Source organism: Rhodovulum visakhapatnamense (genome assembly GCF_004365965.1).
In the GTDB taxonomy this organism is placed as follows: Bacteria; Pseudomonadota; Alphaproteobacteria; order Rhodobacterales; family Rhodobacteraceae; genus Rhodovulum; species Rhodovulum visakhapatnamense.
This window is the reverse complement of record NZ_SOEB01000005.1, coordinates 185,142-200,116: the sequence shown is the minus strand read 5'-3', so window position 1 is coordinate 200,116 and position 14,975 is coordinate 185,142. Positions and strand designations below refer to the sequence as shown.

The 14,975-nt window shown below is 68.3% G+C and carries 11 protein-coding genes; all 11 read left to right on the top strand.

Going from position 1 to position 14,975, the window contains the following annotated elements; translation table 11 throughout:
• Nucleotides 1-9: 9 nt before the first annotated feature.
• The 11 genes from EV657_RS06790 to EV657_RS06740 all read left to right on the top strand — a co-directional run bounded on the left by EV657_RS06790 (nt 10) and on the right by EV657_RS06740 (nt 14,963).
• Nucleotides 10-1,038 (top strand): BMP family protein, encoded by a 1,029-nt coding sequence (locus EV657_RS06790; protein WP_113670893.1) that lies wholly within the window; start codon nt 10-12, stop codon nt 1,036-1,038.
• Nucleotides 1,038-2,567, top strand: a complete 1,530-nt coding sequence (locus EV657_RS06785) for an ABC transporter ATP-binding protein (RefSeq protein WP_075784864.1) — start codon at nt 1,038-1,040, stop codon at nt 2,565-2,567. Before EV657_RS06790 ends, EV657_RS06785 begins: the two co-directional genes overlap by 1 nt.
• Nucleotides 2,557-3,603: an ABC transporter permease gene (locus EV657_RS06780; RefSeq protein ID WP_134077456.1), complete on the top strand. Its 1,047-nt coding sequence runs from the start codon at nt 2,557-2,559 to the stop codon at nt 3,601-3,603. The genes EV657_RS06785 and EV657_RS06780 overlap by 11 nt, the downstream gene beginning before the upstream one ends.
• Entirely contained in the window at nt 3,603-4,547 is a 945-nt protein-coding gene (locus tag EV657_RS06775; RefSeq protein WP_134077455.1) for an ABC transporter permease, read from the top strand. The genes EV657_RS06780 and EV657_RS06775 overlap by 1 nt, the downstream gene beginning before the upstream one ends.
• Nucleotides 4,548-5,834: an amidohydrolase family protein gene (locus EV657_RS06770; RefSeq protein ID WP_134077454.1), complete on the top strand. Its 1,287-nt coding sequence runs from the start codon at nt 4,548-4,550 to the stop codon at nt 5,832-5,834.
• 47 nt (nt 5,835-5,881) lie between these two features.
• Nucleotides 5,882-7,207 (top strand): sensor histidine kinase, encoded by a 1,326-nt coding sequence (locus EV657_RS06765; RefSeq protein ID WP_134077453.1) that lies wholly within the window; start codon nt 5,882-5,884, stop codon nt 7,205-7,207.
• The gene (locus EV657_RS06760; protein WP_075784869.1) at nt 7,204-8,199 is read left to right on the top strand and encodes an NADH-quinone oxidoreductase subunit B family protein; all 996 of its coding nucleotides are present in this window, start codon (nt 7,204-7,206) and stop codon (nt 8,197-8,199) included. Before EV657_RS06765 ends, EV657_RS06760 begins: the two co-directional genes overlap by 4 nt.
• Complete coding sequence (locus EV657_RS06755) at nt 8,196-9,623, top strand: nickel-dependent hydrogenase large subunit (RefSeq protein WP_134077452.1); 1,428 nt, start codon at nt 8,196-8,198, stop codon at nt 9,621-9,623. The genes EV657_RS06760 and EV657_RS06755 overlap by 4 nt, the downstream gene beginning before the upstream one ends.
• A gap of 1 nt (nt 9,624) precedes the next feature.
• On the top strand, nt 9,625-11,856 hold the full coding sequence (gene hypF, locus EV657_RS06750; protein WP_134077451.1) for a carbamoyltransferase HypF: 2,232 nt from the start codon (nt 9,625-9,627) through the stop codon (nt 11,854-11,856).
• A gap of 218 nt (nt 11,857-12,074) precedes the next feature.
• Nucleotides 12,075-13,169 (top strand): hydrogenase small subunit, encoded by a 1,095-nt coding sequence (locus EV657_RS06745; protein WP_075784872.1) that lies wholly within the window; start codon nt 12,075-12,077, stop codon nt 13,167-13,169.
• A gap of 3 nt (nt 13,170-13,172) precedes the next feature.
• A complete protein-coding gene (locus tag EV657_RS06740) occupies nt 13,173-14,963 on the top strand; it encodes a nickel-dependent hydrogenase large subunit (protein WP_113670886.1) in 1,791 nt (596 codons plus the stop codon).
• Nucleotides 14,964-14,975: the final 12 nt, after the last annotated feature.

Sequence of the window (14,975 nt, the reverse complement as noted above, 5' to 3'; positions counted from 1 at the left end):
GAAGATCGAATGGCGAAAACGCGGGACGGGATCGCGATCGGGCGGCGTGGGATGCTGCTTGGCAGCGCCGGGGCGGTTGCGGCGGCGGGGATGGGTCTTTGGCCGCGGCGCGGACTGGCGGCCGAGCCGATCAGCGTGGCCGGCATCTACACGGTTCCGGTCGAACAGCAATGGGTGAGCCGGCTGCACAAGGCCGCCGAGGCCGCAAAGGCAGCCGGGCTGATCGACTACACCTTCAGCGAGAACACCGCCAATACCGACTATCCTCGGGTGATGCGTGAATACGCCGAATCCGGCGTTCAGCTGATCATGGGAGAGATCTTCGGGGTCGAACAGGAGGCCCGCGAGGTCGTGCTGGACTATCCCGAGACGGCGTTCCTGCTGGGGTCGTCCTTCCCGCCGGACGACGCCTATCCGAATCTCGCGGTGTTCGACAACTATATCCAGGACGCCTCGTATCTCTCGGGCATCGTCGCGGGGGCGATGACCAAGACCGGCAATATCGGCATGGTGGGCGGCTTCCCGATCCCCGAGGTGAACCGGCTGATGCATGCCTTCATGGCGGGCGTGCGCGAGGTCAAGCCCGACGCCACTTTCCAGGTCAGCTTCATCGGGTCCTGGTTCGACCCGCCGAAGGCCAAGGAAACCGCCTTTGCGATGATCGAGAACGGCGCCGACCTGCTATATGCCGAACGCTTCGGCGTGTCGGACGCGGCGCAGGAAAAGGGCGTGCTGGCCATCGGCAATGTCATCGACACCCAGGCCGACTATCCCGACACCGTGGTCGCCTCGGCGCTCTGGCATTTCGGGCCGACCCTGCAGGCCGCGCTCGACCGCGTCGCGGCGGGGACGTTCGAGGCCGCCGATTACGGGGCCTATTCCTTCATGAAGGAAGGCGGCTGTTCGCTGGCGCCGCTCGGGACCTTCGCGGGCAAGGTGCCGCAATCGGCGCTGGATCTTGTGGCCGAGCGCGAGGCCGCGATCAAGGCTGGCAGCTTGACCGTCGAGATCAACGATACCGAGCCCAAGTCGTCCTGATGGCCGACCCGCGACCGGTTGTCCTGAAGCTTGAGGGGATCACCAAGCGCTTCGGGACACTCACCGCCAATGACGCTATCGGCTTCGCCCTGCACCAGGGCGAGGTCCTTGCCCTGCTGGGCGAAAACGGCGCGGGCAAGACCACGCTGATGAACATCCTCTTCGGCCATTACACGGCCGATGCGGGCACGGTCGAGGTGATGGGGCAGGCCCTGCCGCCCGGCCAGCCCGGCGCGGCGCTGGCCGCGGGCGTCGGCATGGTGCACCAGCATTTCACCCTGGCGGACAATCTGACCGTGACCGAGAATATCCTGATCGGGACCCGTCCGCTCTGGCGTGGCGGGCTCGGTCGGGCCGAGGCGCGGGCGCGGATCGCGGCGCTGTCGCGCGATTTTGGCCTTGCGGTCCACCCCGAGGCGAAGGTCCGGACCCTGTCCGTGGGCGAATGCCAGCGGGTCGAGATCCTGAAGGCGCTTTACCGCGAGGCGCGGGTGCTGATCCTGGATGAACCGACCGCCGTGCTGACGCCGCAGGAAACCGAGGCGCTTTTCGCCACCCTGAAGAAGGCCGTGGATCGCGGCCTGTCGATCATCTTCATTTCCCACAAGCTGCACGAGGTGATGGCGGTTTCGGACCGGGTGATCGTCTTGCGCCATGGCCGCGTGGCGGGCGAGGTCGCCACCGCCGAGACCGACCGCCACCGGCTGGCCGAGATGATGGTGGGCGCCGAGGTGCGCCTGCCCGCGCCGTCGCTGGCCCGTCCGGGGTCTGCGCTGATGGAACTGGACGCCGTCTCGACGCCCCCCGAGGGCACGCGCCCCGGGCTGAAATCGGTCAGCCTTGCGCTCCGGGCCGGGCAGATCACCGGGCTTGCCGGGGTTTCGGGCAACGGGCAGGGCGCGCTGGCCGATCTTGTCTCGGGGCTGGCCGCACCGTCTGCCGGGCGGTTCGAAGTCGCGGGCGCGCGTGTCGAGCGCTGGTCGCCCCGTGCCGCCTTGCAGGCGGGCGTCGGCCGCATTCCCGAGGACCGGCACGCGACCGGGTCGATCGCCGATTTCACCCTGACCGAGAACGCGGTGCTGGAAGATTATGCCCGGCCGCCCTACAGCCGCCGGGGCTGGATGAACTGGCGCGCCGCGCGCGCCCATGCCGAGAAGATCATCAAAGACTATGACGTCCGCTGTCCGGGCCCCGAGGCCCGCATCCGCCTTCTGTCCGGGGGCAACATGCAGAAACTGATCCTGGGCCGGGCGCTGGAAACCGCGCCCCGGATCATCCTGGCGAACCAGCCGGTGCGCGGGCTCGACATCGGCGCGCTGACCTATGTGCAGGACCGTCTGATCGCGGCCCGCGACGGCGGCGCGGCCGTTTTGCTGATTTCCGAGGATCTCGACGAGATCCTGGCGCTTTCCGACGTGATTCATGTGATGTCCGAGGGGCGGCTGTCGCCCGGGTTCCCGAGGGGCACGAAGACCCCGGCGGAACTGGGCGTCTGGATGGCCGGGCAGGGGTTCGATCATGCGGCTTGAACCGGTCCGGAACGCCTCGCTGGCGCGCCGCCTTGGCCTGCCGCTTCTGGCCCTGGCCTTCACCGTGGTCGTGGCCTCGGTCCTGGCACGGCTGGCGGGGGCCGATCCCTTCGCAACGCTGGGGCTGATCCTGAAAGGGGCGGCCGGGTCCAAGTTCGCGCTGCTCGAGACGCTGAACCGTGCGACCCCGCTGATCTTCACCGGGCTCGCCGTGGCCGTCGCTTTCCGCGCGAAGCTATGGAACATCGGCGCCGAGGCGCAGCTTTACGCGGGCGCCCTGCTGACGGTGCTGGTGGGGACCCAACTCGGCCTGCCAGGCCCGGTCGCGATCCCCGCGATGGCGCTGGCGGCGATCCTTGCGGGGGCGCTGGTGCTGCTGGGGCCTGCGGTGCTGAAACTGAGGCTCGGCGTCGACGAGGTCGTCACGACACTTTTGCTGAACTTCATCATGCTGCTGCTGATCTCGATGCTGCTGGAAGGCCCGCTGAAGGACCCGATGGGCATGGGCTGGCCGAAATCGCCGCCCATCCCGCGCGATGCGCGGCTGCCGCGCCTGATCGAGGGGCTGCGGCTGCACTGGGGCTTCGGGCTGGCGCTGATCGCGGCGGTCTCGGTCTGGCTGATCCAGATCCGCACCACGCTCGGCTATGAAATCCGCGCCGTGGGGCTGAACCCGCAGGCCGCGCGCTTTGCTGGCATCCCGGTCAACCGGGTGATCGTCAAGACCGCGCTTCTGTCGGGCGGGCTGGCGGCGCTGGCGGGCTTTTCCGAGGTGGCTGGGCTCAAGGGCAACCTGACCCTGGATCTGAGCCCGGGCTTTGGCTACACCGGCATCGTCGTTGCGATGCTGGCGCTTCTGCACCCGCTGGGCGTCGTCGCCTCGGCGATCTTTGTGGCGGGCGTCTTCGTCGGTGCCAACAGCATGAGCCGCGCGGCCGACGTGCCCACCTATATTGCCGACATCTCGGTCGCGGTGGCGCTGCTGTCGATGGTGCTGGCGATCCTTCTGACGAAATTCCGCGTGGTGAGGGGCTGATGGAGATCCTCGACATCCTTCTGTCCGCCAGCTTCTGGGCGGCGGTCCTGCGCATCGCCTCGCCGCTGATCTTCGCCACCATGGGCGAGCTGATCTGCGAACGCGCGGGCGTGCTGAACCTCGGGATCGAGGGGATCATGGTCGCGGGCGCCTTCGCGGGCTGGATGGCCGTCTATGCGGGGCTCGGGCTCTGGCCGGGGCTGCTGGTCGCGCTCCTGACCGGCATGGCCTTCGGCGCGCTGCACGGGCTGCTGACCGTGCCCTTCGGGCTGTCGCAGCACGTGGTGGGGCTGGGGATCACGCTGCTTGCAACCTCCAGCGCCTATTACGCCTACCGCCTGTCGCTGCCCGAGGTGACAAGCCCGCCCCGGATCGAGCCGTTTCAGCCCGTCCACATCCCCGGCCTCTCGGACCTGCCCTTCTTCGGCGAGGCGCTCTTTTCCCAGACCGCCCTGACCTATCTGGCCTTCGCCTGCGTGATCGCCGTCGCGCTGATCCTCTATCGCACGCCGCTGGGACTGGCGCTGAGGGCCGCGGGCGAGAACCCCTCGGCGGTCGAGGCGCAGGGCCTTTCGGTCACCGCGATCCGCATCGGCGCGGTGATGGCCGGGTCGGGGCTGATGGCCGTGGGCGGCGCCTTCCTGACCATGTCGGCCTTCTCGTCCTTCTTTTTCGAGATGGTGAACGGGCGCGGCTGGATCTGTATCGCTCTGGTCGTCTTCGGCGCGTGGCGTCCCGGCAAGGCTTTGATCGGCGCGCTCTTGTTCGCGGGTTTCGACGCGCTTCAGATCAGGCTTCAGCAGACGCCTCTGGGCGCCGACATCCCCTACCAGGTCTTTCTGATGGTGCCCTATGTGCTGTCGATCCTGGCGCTGGTCCTGATGTCGCGCCGGGCCGAGGTGCCCGCCGCCCTGATGACACCCTATAATCGCGGAGACCGCTAAATGGCCGAGTTCGACCTTCTGATCACCGATGGCAACCTTCCCGACGGACAGGTGGGGGATATCGGGATCGTGAAGGACCGCATCGCCGCCATCGGCGATCTGTCCGGCTCGACGGCCGCGCGGGTCATCGACGCGGCGGGCGATCTGGTCAGCCCGCCCTTTGTCGATCCGCATTTCCACATGGATGCGACGCTGAGCTACGGCACGCCCCGGATCAACGCCTCGGGCACGCTTCTGGAAGGCATTGCGCTTTGGGGCGAGCTGAAACAGATCGCGACCGTCGATCAGATGGTCGAGCGGGCGCTGGCCTATTGCGACTGGGCGGTAAGCCAGGGGCTTCTGGCGATCCGCAGTCATGTCGATACCTGCGATGACAGCCTCAAGGGCGTCGAGGCGATGTTGCAGGTGCGCGAGACGGTAAAACCCTATCTCGACCTGCAACTGGTGGCCTTCCCGCAGGACGGTTTCCTGCGCGACCCGACGGCAAAGGCCAACACGCTCCGCGCGCTCGACATGGGCGTCGATGTGGTCGGCGGCATCCCGCATTTCGAGCGCACGATGGAAGACGGCCGCGCCTCGGTGCGAGAACTGTGCGAGATCGCCGCCGAACGCGGGCTTCTGGTCGACATGCATTGCGACGAGACCGACGATCCGCTCAGCCGCCATGTGGAAACGCTGGCTTACGAGGCGCAAAGGCTGGGCCTTCAGGGCCGGGTCAATGGCAGCCACCTGACCTCGATGCACTCGATGGACAATTACTATGTGTCCAAACTGCTGCCGCTGATGGCCGAGGCGGGCCTGTCCGCCGTGCCGAACCCGCTGATCAACATCGTGATCCAGGGCCGCCATGACAGCTTCCCCAAACGGCGCGGCCTGACCCGGGTGAAGGAGATGCAGGCCCATGGCATCACCGTCGGCTGGGGTCAGGACTGCGTGCGCGATCCGTGGTATCCGCTGGGCACCGCCGACATGCTGGACGTGGCCTTCATGGGGCTGCACGTGGCGCAGATGACCTCGCCCGCCGAGATGCGGCAGTGCTTCGAGATGGCCACCACCGAAAGCGCGAAGATCCTGCATCTGGAGGGCTACGGGCTTTACGAGGGCGCCCGGGCCTCGCTGGTGATCCTCGATGCGGGCGACGCGATCGAGGCGATCCGGCTGCGGCCCGCCCGGCTGGCGGTGATCTCGAAAGGCAGGGTGGTGTCCGAGACGCCGCGGGCCGATGCGAGGCTCGACCTGCCGGGACGCCCGGCGGGCGTGCGTCGCCGCCACCACCACGCGAATTGATTTGCGGCGGCCGCCGCGGCCTGTATCCTCCGCCCGAAGGAGGGCCGATGGCGCGGGATATCACCAGGGGCCTCGTCTCTGGCGAGGGCGAGCTTTCGGACGCGGTCTGGGCCGAGGTGCTGTCCGCCGTCGACCGCACCTATGCCGATCTCATCGACTATCAGGAACGGCTCGAGGCCAAGAACGCAGAGCTGGAAACCATGCGTTCCTTCCTCGGCTCGATCCTCGCCTCGGTCTCTGACGTGCTGATCGTGGTGTCGCGCTCGGGCCGCGTCGAGGAGGTGTCGGCCTCGCTCGCCGCGCGCACCGGGGCGTCGACGGCGGGCTTTGTCGGCCGGCCGGTGGCCGAGCTCTTCGCCGAAAGCGACCGCCCGGCGCTGGTCGCGGCGATGCAGCGGGCGGCACTCGACCGCCGTCCGGTCACGCTTGAGGCCGGGCTGATCGCGGCCGGGGACACCACGCCGCTGGAACTGTCGCTGTCGCCCCGGCTGGACGAGCGCAGCCGGGTCACCGGGCATGTCCTGACCGGCCGCCCGCTGGGCGAACTGCGCCAGGCCTATGCCCAGCTTGCCGCCAGCCATGACGAGCTGAAGGCCGCGCAGACCCTTCTGGTCAGGAACGAAAAGCTCGCCTCTCTGGGCCGACTGCTGGCCGGGGTGGCGCATGAGCTGAACAACCCGATCAGTTTCGTCTATGCCAATGCCCATGCGCTCGACCGCTATGCCACCAAGTTCGAGACCTATTTCGACAAGGTGCAGGCCGGGGCCGACCGGGCCGATCTGGTGCGGCTGCGCGAGGATCTGCGGCTCGACCGCGAGATCCGCAACCTGCGCGAGGCGGTGGCGGGCGCGCGCGACGGGGCCGAGCGGGTGCGCGACATCGTCGAGGACCTGCGACGGCTGTCTTCGGACGGGGCGGGCGAGATGGTGGCCTTCGACCTGGCCGAGACCGCCCGCATCGCCGCCAGCTGGGTCATGCGCGGGTCGAAACGCGCGGTCGGGATCGGCTTTCCCGGCAGCGCGTCGGTGATGGCGCTGGGCCGTCCCGGGCATGTCCAGCAGGTGGTGATGAACCTCGTGCAGAATGCGCTCGACGCGGTCGAGGAGGGCGGCCGTGTCGATCTGTCGGTCGCGGCCGAGAACGGGCGCGCGGTACTGAGCGTGGCCGATGACGGCCCGGGTGTGCCCGACGCCGTCCGCACGCTGATCTTCGATCCGTTCTTCACCACCAAGGCGGTCGGGCAGGGCACCGGGCTTGGTCTCGCGATCAGCGCCAAGATCGCCGAGGAGCATGGCGGCCAGCTGCGGCTTTGCCCCGCCGACCGGGGCGCCTGTTTTCGCATCGACCTGCCGCTGGCCGAGGCCACGGCATGAAGAACGTGCTCTGGCTTCAGGCGGCGGGGTGCGGCGGCTGCACCATGTCGCTGCTTTGCGCCGAAAGCCCCTCGCTGCCCGATCTGATGGCGGGTGCGGGGCTGCGGTTTCTCTGGCATCCCTCGCTCTCGGTCGAAACCGGGGCCGAGGCGCGGGCGCTTCTGGACCGGGCGGCCGAAGGCGAGATCCCGCTCGACATCCTCTGTGTCGAGGGCGCGGTTGCGCGCGGGCCGAACGGCACCGGGCGCTATCAGATGCTGTCGGGGACCGGGCGGTCGATGCTCGACTGGGTCGACCGGCTGGCGCCCCGGGCCGATCATGTGGTGGCGGTGGGCTCCTGCGCGGCCTTCGGCGGCGTGACCAGCGCGGGCGGCAACCCCTCGGACGCAGCCGGGCTGCAATTCGAGGGCGCGCATCCGGGAGGCATCCTCGCGGCCGATTTCCGCGGTCGGGGCGGCTTGCCGGTGATCAATGTGGCGGGCTGCCCGACCCATCCCGACTGGGTCGGCGAGACGCTGATGCTGCTGGCGGCGGGGGCGCTCGGGCCTTCCGGTCTCGACAGCTTCGCGCGGCCGCGCTTTTACGCCGAGCATCTGGTGCACCATGGCTGTCCGCGCAACGAGTTTTACGAATACAAGGCCAGCGCCACCACGCTGTGCGAAATGGGCTGCATGATGGAGCATCTGGGCTGCGTCGGCACCCAGGCCGTGGGCGATTGCAACATCCGGCCCTGGAACGGGCAGGGAAGCTGCACCCGCGCGGGCTATCCCTGCATCTCTTGCACCGCGCCCGAATTCGAGGAACCGCGCCACGCCTTCACGGCGACGCCCAAGGTCGCGGGCATCCCCGTGGGCCTGCCCGCCGACATGCCCAAGGCCTGGTTCATGGCGCTGGCCTCGCTGTCGAAGGCCGCGACGCCCGAGCGGCTGTCGAGGAACGCCGTCGCCGACCGGGTCGAGGTGCTGCCCGGACCGAGGAAGCCCCGCGCATGACCGGCACGCGGCTGATCGTCGGCCCCTTCAACCGGGTCGAGGGCGATCTCGAGGTCCATCTCGATGTCGAGGACGGCCGGGTACGTGGCGCGCGGGTGAACGCGCCGCTCTATCGCGGGTTCGAACGGATGTTGCTGGGCCGCCCGGCCTCGGACGCGCTGACGCTGACGCCGCGGATCTGCGGCATCTGCTCGATCAGCCAGTCGGCGGCGGCGGCCCGGGCACTGGCCGCGGCGGGCGGCCACATGCCCGCGCCGCAGGGGGCGGCGATGGCGGCACTGATCCATGCGGTCGAGAATGTCTCGGACCATCTCTTTCATTTCAACCTGTTCTTCATGCCCGATTTCGCGCGGCCCGCCTATGCCGACCGTCCCTGGCATCCCCGCGCGGTCGAGCGGTTCACGGCGGTGGAGGGGGCTGCCCAGCGGGCGGCCATCGAGGCGCGGGCGGCGCTCATGCATATTCTCGGTACCCTTGCGGGCAAGTGGCCCCACACGCTGGCGATCCAGCCCGGCGGCGTCACCCGCGCGCCTGGGCCGCGCGACAAGGTGCGGATCATGGCGACGCTCACCGCCTTCCGCCGCTATCTGGAAGGAACGCTGTTCGGCGCCCCGCTCGAAGCCTTCGCAGCCCTTGAAACCCGTGCCGCGCTGCTGCGCTGGGGGCAGGGCGATGCGGGTCTGTTTCTGGAGATCGCGGCCGATCTCGATCTCGACGCGCTGGGCCGGGGATCGGGGCGGTATCTGTCCTTCGGGGCCTATCCGCTGGCCGAGGGATACGGTTTCGGCCCCGGCATCTGGCGCGCGGGCGGGCTGTCGCCGCTCGATCTGGGCGGGCTCATCGAGGATGTCTCGCATGCCTGGATGCTGGGCGGGGCCGCGCATCCGGCCGCGGGCCAGACCCTGCCCGACGACGAGATGCGCGAGACCGCCTATAGCTGGTGCAAGGCGCCGAGGCTGGACGGGCTTGGCTACGAGACGGGCGCGCTGGCGCGGCAGGTCGTGGCGGGCCATCCGCTGGCCTGCGATCTGGCGGGCGGCGGCGTTCTGGCCCGGGTGGCGGGGCGGCTTCTGGATCTTGCGCGGACCCAGATCCTGATGGAGGATCTGGTGCGCGACCTCGACACCGGCGCCGCCTTCATGGACCCGGCCCCCGAGATCCGCGATGGCGCGGGCGCAGGTCTGGTCGAGGCCGCGCGCGGCGCGCTGGGCCATTGGCTGAGGGTCGAGAACGGCCGCATCGCCGCCTATCAGATCGTGGCGCCCACCACCTGGAATTTCAGCCCGCGCGACGCCTCGGGCACCCCCGGTCCGCTGGAGGCCGCGCTGGAAGGCGCGCCGGTCGCGCCGGGCGACGACACGCCGCTTTCGGTCCAGCATATCGTGCGCAGCTTCGATCCCTGCATGGTCTGCACGGTGCATTAGGGTGGAAACGGGCCTTGAGATCCGGGTCCGGGGTCAGGTGCAGGGTGTGGGCTTTCGCCCCTTCGTCTGGCAGCTTGCGCAGGAATTCGGCCTGCGCGGCGAGGTCTTCAACGATGCCGAAGGGGTGCTGATCCGCGTTGCGGGCGGGGAACTCACAGCGTTTCAGGCGGCGCTGACCGCGCGGGCGCCCGCGCTGTCCCGCATCGATGCGGCCGAGGCGCGGGACTGGGCCTTTGCCACCGCGCCCGAAACCTTCACCATCGCCCCCAGCCGCGGCGAGGGGGCTGAAACTCGCGTCACGCCCGACGCCGCGACCTGTCCGGACTGCCTGGCCGAGATCCGGGGCGCGGGGCGCAGGCGGGGCTATGCCTTCACCAACTGCACCCAATTCGGCCCGCGCTTCACGATCCTGCGGCAGTTGCCCTATGACCGCGCCCGGACCACCATGGCCGACTTCCCGATGTGTCCGGCCTGCCGCGCCGAGTACGACACCCCCGCCGACCGCCGGTTCCATGCTCAGCCCATCGCCTGCCCCGATTGCGGCCCCCGGCTCTGGCTGGAGCGGGAGGGCGCGGAGCTGCCCGGCGATCCCGTCGCGGGCGCGGCCGATCTGCTGGCACAGGGCGCGATCCTGGCGGTCAAAGGGCTGGGCGGGTTTCATCTGGCCTGCGATGCGGGCAATGCGGCGGCGGTGGACCGGCTGCGCGCGCGCAAGCGCAGACCCGCGAAGCCCTTTGCGCTGATGGCGCGCGCCGCCGATCTGGCGGGGTTTTGCGCGCCGACGCCCGCCGATCTGGAGCGGCTTGGCGATCCGGCGGCGCCCGTCGTTCTGGTGCCCGGCACCGGTGCGCTGCCCGAGACCGTCGCGCCGGGCATGCGCGATCTGGGTGTGATGCTGCCCTATACGCCGCTCCATCATCTGTTGCTGGATGCGGTGGGGCGGCCGCTGGTGATGACCTCGGGCAATCTGTCGGGCGCGCCGCAGGTCATCGGCAATGACGAGGCGCGGGCCAAGCTGGGGGCCTTTGCCGATGCCTTCCTGATGCATGACCGCGACATTGCCCGGCGGCTCGACGACAGCGTCGAGCGGGCCGATCCGCCGATGGTCCTGCGCCGGGCGCGGGGACGGGTGCCGGGCACACTGCCCCTGCCTGCCGGGTTCGAGGAGGCGCCGCAGGTGCTGGCTCTGGGCGGGCAGATGAAATCGGCGATCTGCCTTGTGAAGGGCGGGCAGGCGCTCTTGTCGCATCACCTGGGCGACCTGGACGAGGCGCTGACCTGGGAGGAATTCCTGACAGCCATCGCCGATTACGGCAGGCTGTTCGGTCACCGCCCGGTCCGGGTCGCCTGCGACGCCCATCCCGGCTATCGCGCGACGCAGCATGCCCGGACGCTGGGTCTGCCCGTGGTCGAGGTTCAGCACCACCACGCCCATCTGGCCGCCTGTCTGGCCGAGAATGGCTGGCCGCGCGATGGCGGGCCGGTGGCGGGCATCGTGCTGGACGGCACGGGTTACGGCCCGGACGGCACGGTCTGGGGGGGCGAGCTGCTGCTGGGCGACTATCGCGCGGTCGAGAGGGTGGGGCATCTGGCTCCGGCGCCTTTGCCCGGCGGCGATGCTGCGGCGCACGAGCCCTGGCGGAACCTGCTTGTGCGGCTCGATGCGGCCGGGCTGGCCGACGTCGCGGACCGGATGCTGCCCGACGCCCCGCGCGCGGCGCTGCGGGCGGCGGTCCGGGCCGGGTTGAACGCCCCGGCCTCGTCCTCGGCCGGGCGGCTGTTCGATGCGGTCGCGGCGGCGCTTGGGCTGTGTCCCGGGGGGCAGAGCTACGAGGGCGAGGCGGCGATGCGGCTAGAGGCGCTGGCGGGCGACCTTCCGGCCGACCGGCCCTACGCCTTCGACGGGCTCGATCCGGCGCCAGTGATTCGTGCGGTGGTTGCAGACTTCGACGCGGGTTGCCCGAAGCCGCTGATCGCCGCCCGATTCCACGCGGGTCTTGCGCGGGCCTTTGCCGATCCGGCGAAAGCCCTTGTCGAATCCGGCCGCGCTCGCGCCGTCGCGCTGTCGGGCGGCTGTTTTCAGAACGCGCGGCTGCTGTCCGAGGTGCGTTTCTGCTTACGTAGCGTCAAGGTGTTGATCCATAGGGAAACTCCGGCCAATGACGGCGGGCTGGCGCTTGGTCAGGCGCTTGTTGCCGCATCCGGCAAATTGCCGCAGATGGAAAGCGGCTGATCCAGAAAGCGTTTTTGTCGGTAAAGAGATTACCGGTCAATCCGCCGCAATGTCTCGGATTAAGGTGGGTAAACGTCTGAAATATAACGCAATTAACACGATCTTAAACATCCTGAGGAAATCCTTGCTGGTGCCGGCCGCGCTCTGTTTGCATGCGCTGGCATACTGAACCTTCCGCGCGCCGCCGCGGCGCCGGGTCATTGGACGGGAGGACCGACTTGGCCGAAATCGAGACATTCTATGAGGTGATGCGCCGCCAGGGGATCACCCGGCGCAGCTTCATGAAGTATTGTTCGCTCACGGCGGCAGCGCTGGGGCTGGGACCCGCCTTCGTGCCGAAGATCGCCCATGCGATGGAAACCAAGCCGCGGACCCCCGTGATCTGGGTGCACGGGCTCGAATGCACCTGCTGTTCGGAAAGCTTCATCCGCTCGGCCCATCCGCTGGCCAAGGATGTGGTGCTGTCGATGATCTCGCTCGATTACGACGACACGCTGATGGCGGCGGCGGGCCATGCGGCCGAGGCGGCGCTGGAAGACACGATCGAGAAATACAAGGGCAACTACATCCTTGCGGTGGAAGGGAACCCGCCGCTGAACGAGGACGGGATGTACTGCATCATCGGCGGCAAGCCCTTCGTCGATCAGCTGCGCCATGCGGCCGAACACGCCAAGGCGATCATCTCCTGGGGGGCCTGCGCCTCCTATGGCTGCGTGCAGGCGGCGGCCCCGAACCCGACCCGCGCGACGCCGGTGCACAAGGTCATCACCGACAAGCCGATCATCAAGGTGCCGGGCTGTCCGCCCATCGCCGAGGTCATGACCGGCGTCATCACCTACATGCTGACCTTCGACCGCATGCCCGATCTCGACCGTCAGGGGCGGCCGAAGATGTTCTATTCCCAGCGCATCCACGACAAGTGCTACCGCCGCCCGCATTTCGACGCGGGCCAGTTCGTCGAGAACTGGGACGACGACTATGCGCGCAAGGGCTATTGCCTCTACAAGATGGGCTGCAAGGGGCCGACCACCTACAATGCCTGTTCCACCGTGCGCTGGAACGAGGGCGTCAGCTTCCCGATCCAGTCGGGCCATGGCTGCATCGGCTGTTCCGAGGACGGGTTCTGGGACCAGGGGTCGTTCTATGACCGGCTGACCACGATCAAGCAGTTCGGGATCGAGGCCACCGCCGATCAGATCGGCTTTACCGCCGCCGGGGCGGTGGGCGCGGGCATCGTCGCCCATGTCGCCGCCTCGGCCCTGAAACGGGCCCAGAAGAAGTCCCAGGACGCCGCGAAGAAAGAGGAGGTGTAAGCCATGGTCGCGACCCCGAACGGCTTTGACCTCGACAATTCCGGCCGCCGCATCGTCGTCGATCCCGTGACCCGGATCGAGGGCCACATGCGCTGCGAGGTGAATGTGGACGATCAGGGCATCATTCGCAACGCGGTCTCGACCGGGACCATGTGGCGGGGGCTCGAGGTGATCCTCAAGGGCCGCGACCCGCGCGATGCCTGGGCCTTCACCGAACGGATCTGCGGCGTCTGCACCGGGACGCATGCGCTGACCTCGGTGCGTGCGGTCGAGGACGCGCTGGGGATCACCATCCCGCAGAACGCCAACTCGATCCGCAACATCATGCAGCTGAACCTTCAGATTCACGACCATATCGTCCATTTCTACCACCTGCATGCGCTGGACTGGGTGAACCCCGTGAACGCGCTGAAGGCCGATCCGAAGGCCACGTCGGAACTGCAACAGGCGGTTTCGCCCAGCCACCCGCTGTCCTCGCCCGGCTATTTCCGCGACGTGCAGAACCGGCTGAAGAAATTCGTCGAATCTGGGCAGCTGGGGCTGTTCAAGAACGGCTATTGGGACAATCCGGCCTATCTGCTGCCGCCCGAGGCCGATCTGATGGCCACGACCCACTACCTCGAGGCGCTGGATTTGCAGAAGGAAGTGGTGAAGATCCACACCATCTTCGGCGGCAAGAACCCGCACCCCAACTGGCTGGTGGGCGGTGTGCCCTGTCCGATCAATCTCGACGGCACCGGTGCGGTCGGCGCGATCAACATCGAGCGGCTGAACATGGTCAGCTCCATCATCGACCAGTGCACGACCTTCGTGAAGAACGTCTATATCCCGGATGTCGTTGCCATTGGCGGCTTCTACAAAAGCTGGCTTTACGGCGGCGGGCTGTCGGGCCAGGCGGTCATGGCCTATGGCGACATCCCCGAGAACCCCAACGACTTCTCGGCGGACCAGCTGCACCTGCCGCGCGGCGCCATCATCAACGGCAACCTCAACGAGGTGCTCGACGTCGATCCGCGCGATCCCGAACAGGTGCAGGAATTCGTCGATCACTCCTGGTACAGCTATGGCGAGCCGGGCAAGGGCCTGCATCCCTGGGACGGCGTGACCGAGCCGAAATTCGAGCTGGGGCCCAATGCCAAGGGGACCAAGACCAATATCGAGGAACTGGACGAGGCGGCCAAGTATTCCTGGATCAAGGCGCCCCGCTGGAAGGGCCATGCGATGGAGGTGGGGCCGCTGGCCCGCTATGTCATCGGCTATGCCAAGGGCCATGAGGACATCAAGGGCCAGGTCGAGGGGCTTTTGCGGACCATGGACCTGCCGGTCGAGGCGTTGTTCTCGACGCTGGGGCGCACCGCGGCCCGCGCGCTTGAGGCTGAATACTGTACCCGGTTGCAGAAGTATTTCTTCGACAAGCTGATCGCGACCTGCCGGAACGGCGACACCGCCACCGCCAATGTCGAGAAATGGGACCCGAAGACCTGGCCGAAAGAGGCCAAGGGCGTCGGCATGACCGAGGCGCCGCGCGGCGCGCTGGGCCACTGGATCAAGATCAAGGGGGGGCGGATCGAGAACTATCAATGCGTTGTGCCCACCACCTGGAACGGCAGCCCGCGCGACACCGCCGGAAATATCGGCGCCTTCGAGGCGGCTCTGATGGACACCAAGATGGAACGCCCCGACGAGCCGGTCGAGATCCTCAGGACGCTGCACAGCTTCGATCCGTGCCTGGCCTGCTCGACCCATGTGATGTCGCCGGACGGACAGGAACTGACCCGGGTCAAGGTGCGCTGAGGGAGGAGACGA

What these genes read in the sequence shown, in the direction of transcription:
- EV657_RS06790 (WP_113670893.1), top strand. Translation starts at nt 10, where the DNA reads ATGGCGAAAACGCGGGACGGGATCGCGATCGGGCGGCGTGGGATGCTG.
- EV657_RS06785 (WP_075784864.1), top strand. Translation starts at nt 1,038, where the DNA reads ATGGCCGACCCGCGACCGGTTGTCCTGAAGCTTGAGGGGATCACCAAG.
- EV657_RS06780 (WP_134077456.1), top strand. Translation starts at nt 2,557, where the DNA reads ATGCGGCTTGAACCGGTCCGGAACGCCTCGCTGGCGCGCCGCCTTGGC.
- EV657_RS06775 (WP_134077455.1), top strand. Translation starts at nt 3,603, where the DNA reads ATGGAGATCCTCGACATCCTTCTGTCCGCCAGCTTCTGGGCGGCGGTC.
- EV657_RS06770 (WP_134077454.1), top strand. Translation starts at nt 4,548, where the DNA reads ATGGCCGAGTTCGACCTTCTGATCACCGATGGCAACCTTCCCGACGGA.
- EV657_RS06765 (WP_134077453.1), top strand. Translation starts at nt 5,882, where the DNA reads ATGGCGCGGGATATCACCAGGGGCCTCGTCTCTGGCGAGGGCGAGCTT.
- EV657_RS06760 (WP_075784869.1), top strand. Translation starts at nt 7,204, where the DNA reads ATGAAGAACGTGCTCTGGCTTCAGGCGGCGGGGTGCGGCGGCTGCACC.
- EV657_RS06755 (WP_134077452.1), top strand. Translation starts at nt 8,196, where the DNA reads ATGACCGGCACGCGGCTGATCGTCGGCCCCTTCAACCGGGTCGAGGGC.
- EV657_RS06740 (WP_113670886.1), top strand. Translation starts at nt 13,173, where the DNA reads ATGGTCGCGACCCCGAACGGCTTTGACCTCGACAATTCCGGCCGCCGC.